Source organism: Streptomyces silaceus, from assembly GCF_001419745.1.
In the GTDB taxonomy this organism is placed as follows: Bacteria; Actinomycetota; Actinomycetes; order Streptomycetales; family Streptomycetaceae; genus Streptomyces; species Streptomyces silaceus.
The window spans coordinates 1-3,866 of sequence record NZ_LIRJ01000027.1 but is presented as its reverse complement, the minus strand read 5'-3'; the positions used below and the strand labels follow the sequence as shown (position 1 = coordinate 3,866).

4 protein-coding genes are annotated in these 3,866 nt (G+C 71.6%); 2 read left to right on the top strand and 2 right to left on the bottom strand.

What is annotated here, in order from left to right; translation table 11 throughout:
• Positions 1 to 88: 88 nt before the first annotated feature.
• Both AOK22_RS02500 and AOK22_RS02495 read left to right on the top strand, forming a co-directional pair.
• Positions 89 to 1,063 carry an ABC transporter ATP-binding protein gene (locus AOK22_RS02500; protein WP_055696866.1) on the top strand — a complete coding sequence of 325 codons (975 nt, stop codon included), beginning with the start codon at positions 89 to 91 and terminating at the stop codon, positions 1,061 to 1,063.
• A complete protein-coding gene (locus AOK22_RS02495; protein ID WP_055696865.1) occupies positions 1,050 to 1,952 on the top strand; it encodes an ABC transporter permease in 903 nt (300 codons plus the stop codon). Before AOK22_RS02500 ends, AOK22_RS02495 begins: the two co-directional genes overlap by 14 nt.
• A 104-nt stretch (positions 1,953 to 2,056) precedes the next feature.
• Here the strand turns inward: AOK22_RS02495 and AOK22_RS02490 are convergent, their stop codons facing one another.
• Both AOK22_RS02490 and AOK22_RS02485 read right to left on the bottom strand, forming a co-directional pair.
• Complete coding sequence (locus AOK22_RS02490) at positions 2,057 to 2,653, bottom strand: flavodoxin family protein (RefSeq protein ID WP_055696864.1); 597 nt, start codon at positions 2,651 to 2,653, stop codon at positions 2,057 to 2,059.
• Between the two features lie 103 nt (positions 2,654 to 2,756).
• Positions 2,757 to 3,716 carry a M28 family metallopeptidase gene (locus AOK22_RS02485; protein ID WP_055696863.1) on the bottom strand — a complete coding sequence of 320 codons (960 nt, stop codon included), beginning with the start codon at positions 3,714 to 3,716 and terminating at the stop codon, positions 2,757 to 2,759.
• Between the last annotated feature and the right edge of the window lie 150 nt (positions 3,717 to 3,866).

The window sequence follows — 3,866 nt, the reverse complement described above, 5'->3', positions numbered from 1 at the left end:
GGCGGCGAGCACGCCCCATCACCCGGTCCGGCGCCGCCGGACCGGGCGTACGCACACCAGAGCCAGCCGGCTCGACGGGAGGAGAGCGGTGCCGGGTACCACCGGGGGGCCGTCGGCGCGGCACGAGACGCCGAGCGTCATCGAGACCCGCGCGCTCACCAAGCGCTACGGAAAACACCTCGCCGTCGACCGACTCGACCTCACCGTCCCCGAAGGCAGCGTCTTCGGCTTCCTCGGGCCGAACGGCTCGGGGAAGACGACCACCATCCGCATGCTGATGGGCCTCATCGAACCGACCTCCGGCACGGCCCGCGTCCTCGGCCGCCCCATGCCCCGCGCCACCCGCACCGTGCTCCCGCACGTCGGCGCGCTCATCGAGGGCCCCGCCCTCTACGGCTTCCTCTCCGGCCGTGACAACCTCCTGCGCTACGACTCCGCAGACCCGGACGCCGACCCCCGCACCCGCCGGCGCCGCGCCGAGGCCGCCCTCGACCGCGTGGGCCTGACGGCGGCCGCGGGCAAGAAGGCGAAGGCGTACTCCCTCGGGATGAAGCAGCGGCTCGGGCTCGCCGCCGCGCTGCTCCAGCCGCGCAGGCTCCTCGTCCTCGACGAGCCGACGAACGGCCTCGACCCGCAGGGCATGCGCGAGATCCGCACGCTGGTGCGGGAGCTCGCGGCGGAGGGCACGACCGTCTTCCTCTCCTCGCACCTCCTCGACGAGATCGAGCAGGTCTGTACGCACGCGGCCGTGATGAACCGCGGCCGTCTGATCACCCAGGGCCCGGTCGCCGATCTCGCGGCGGGCGCGCGCGGCAGACTCGTCGTGACGACACCCGATCCGGGCGAGGCGGCCCGGGTCCTGAAGGAGCAGGGCGTGGCGGATCTCGTCGTGCTGGAGGACCGGGTGACGGGCGAGCCGCCGGGCGCGGACGTCGAACCGGCCGAGCTGAACGCCGCGTTGGTCCGGGCGGGTGTCCGCGTCCGCGGCTTCGGTGTGGAGCGGGCCTCGCTGGAGGACGCCTTCGTGGCGCTGACCGGGGAGGGCTTCGATGTCGCGGGCTGAGGTCATGGACGCGCCCGGGGCCGCGCCGGGCGGTGCGCGGGAACAGCGGTGGTTCTGGACGTTCGGGCTCTTCCGCAGCGAGCTCGCCCTCACCTTCCGGCGCTGGCGGACCATCGCGCTGCTCGCGGTGCTCGCCGCCGTGCCCGTCCTGGTCGGCGTCGCCGTCAGGATCGAGACCAGCGACGGCTCGACGGTCGGCGGGGGCGGCGAGGGCGGCGGGCCCGCCTTCATCGCGCAGGTCACCAACAACGGCCTGTTCCTGGTCTTCACCGCGCTCGCCGCGACGCTGCCGTTCTTCCTGCCGATGGCGGTCGGCGTCGTCGCGGGCGACGCCGTCGCGGGCGAGGCGAACGCGGGCACGCTGCGCTATCTCCTGGTCGCGCCCGCCGGCCGGACCCGGCTGCTGCTCGCCAAGTACGCGACGGCGCTCACGTTCTGCCTGGTCGCCACGCTCGTCGTCGCCGCGTCCGCGCTCGCGACCGGGGCGCTGCTCTTCCCGCTGGGCGAGGTCACCACGATCTCCGGTACCCGTATGAGCTTCGGCGACGGGCTGCTGCGGGCCCTGCTCATCGCGCTTGCCGTCGCCGTGTCACTGGTCGGCGTGGCGGCGCTCGGCCTGTTCGTGTCGACGCTCACCAGCAGCGGCATCGCGGCGATGGCGACGACCGTCGGCCTGCTGATCACGGTCCAGATCCTCGACCAGATACCGCAGCTGCACGCCCTCCACCCGTACTTCTTCTCGCACTACTGGCTGTCCTTCGCCGACCTGATGCGCGAGCCGGTCTACTGGGACGACATCGTCAAGAACCTGCAGATGCAGGGCCTGTACGCGGCCGTCTTCGGCTCGGCGGCATGGGCCCGGTTCGGGGCGAAGGACGTGCTGGCGTGAGGAGTTCCGGGCGTGCCGGTGCGGGGTGTTCCGGCGAGGGGTGTTCCGGCGAGGGGTCTTGCGGTGCGGGGCATTCCGGTGCGGGGTGTTGCTGCCCCGCGTGACTACGCCTGGTCGTAGGGGTAGCGGGCCAGCGGCGGCTCCTGGGCGAAGAACGTCTTGGCGCGCGCCAGCGCCTCGGTGTCGTCGAGCACGTGGCCGGGCCGCGTGCCGTTGCCCAGCAGGACGCCGCCGAAGCGCATCGGGAAGTAGGCGGCGGAGTTGCGCAGCGTGCCGATGAGCGGCTCGGCCACCTCCTCCTCGCGGTGCGCGAGGGCCGTCACGCCCCACAGGGTGCGCCCCTTGAGGGTCTCCTTGAAGTCTGCCTCCGGGGTCTCCAGCCAGGCGTCCCAGTAGTCGAGGTAGCGCTTGACGGTGGACGACAGCGAGTACCAGTACAGCGGCGACACGATGACGATGTCCGTGGCGTCGAGGGTGGCGTCCAGGAGCAGCGCCTCGTTGTCGCCGGAGGGGCGGGGGCGGGCGCGCGGGGTGCTGTCGTCGTGCCGCTGGTCCCGGAAGTCGGGCAGGGGCACGTCCGCCAGGTTCACCCAGCGCTGCTCGACGTCCGCGGGGAGCTGCTCGGCGGCCTTGCGGGCCAGGAGCTCGGAGTTGCCCTCGGGGCGGGCGCTGCCGAGCACGAAGAGGAACTTGCGGGTCATCGAATCCCCCTGGGGTCGCTTGTCGCTCGCCAGTGCTTGCGCACGACGATTGGATGCGTGTGCACTATATGCACGCGCATCCAATGTCGTCCAGGGGGTTCGCTTACGAGGACAGGCCCCACACCGCGTAGGCCACCGCGTCACTGTTGCGGTCGAGCGCCTTGGCGTCGATGTTCGACTCCCCGTCGCAGGAGGAGTGGTAGCACTTGTCGAACGCCTCGTCCGCCGTGCCGCCCCACTTCTCCGCCTGGGCAGCCGACTTGGTGGTCTCGGCGCCGGAGAACAGCCCGCCGACCGGGACGCCCGCCTGCTGGAAGGGCGCGTGGTCGGAGCGGCCGTCGCCCTCGTCGTCCGGCTCCGTCGCGACGTTCACGCCCGCGTAGTAGTCCTTGAAGGTCTTCTCGATCGTGGGGTCGTCGTCGTAGACGAAGTAACCGGCGTTCGGGGAGGCGAGCATGTCGAAGTTCAGATAGCCGCTGATCTTCGAGCGGTCGGCGGAGGGCAGGCTCTCGACGTAGTGCGAGGAGCCGACCATGCCGATCTCCTCGGCGCCCCACCAGGCGAACCGCAGGTGCTTCTTGGGCTCGTACTTCTCGCGGGCCACGGTGAGCGCGGTCTCCAGGATGGCGGCGGACCCGGAGCCGTTGTCGTTGATGCCGGGCCCGTCGGAGACGCTGTCGAGGTGGGCGCCGGCCATGACGACCTGGCCCTCGTCGCCGCCCGGCCAGTCGGCGATCAGGTTGTAGCCGGTCTCGCCGCTCGCGGTGAACTCCTGGACGGAGGTGGTGAATCCGGCGTCGTCGAGCTTCTTCTTCAGCTGGTCGATCGAGGCCTTGTAGCCGGCGCTTCCGTGGGCGCGGTTGCCGCCGTTGGCGTCCGCGACGGACTGGAGGTCGGCGAGGTGGGCCTTGACGTTGTCGACGTTGATGTCGGGCGCGGCGGCCGCCTGGGGTGCGGACGCCTTGGGTGCGGGCGTCGCGTTGGATATCGCGGTCGTGGCGAGGAGCCCGCCGACGGCTATGACTGCGGCCGCTGCGGCGCGTCCGGGAACGGACAGCTTCATGTTGGAACTCCGGATTCCGTGTGGGGGGTACGCGTGGGGCGTACGGGTTTCCGAGTGCCCTGATGGTGATGGCGAGGTTGACGTCACGTCAAGGGCTTTGAGCGGAGCCGGAGTTCCGGATATCGGCGTGCGGTGGTCGGCGAGCGGTGG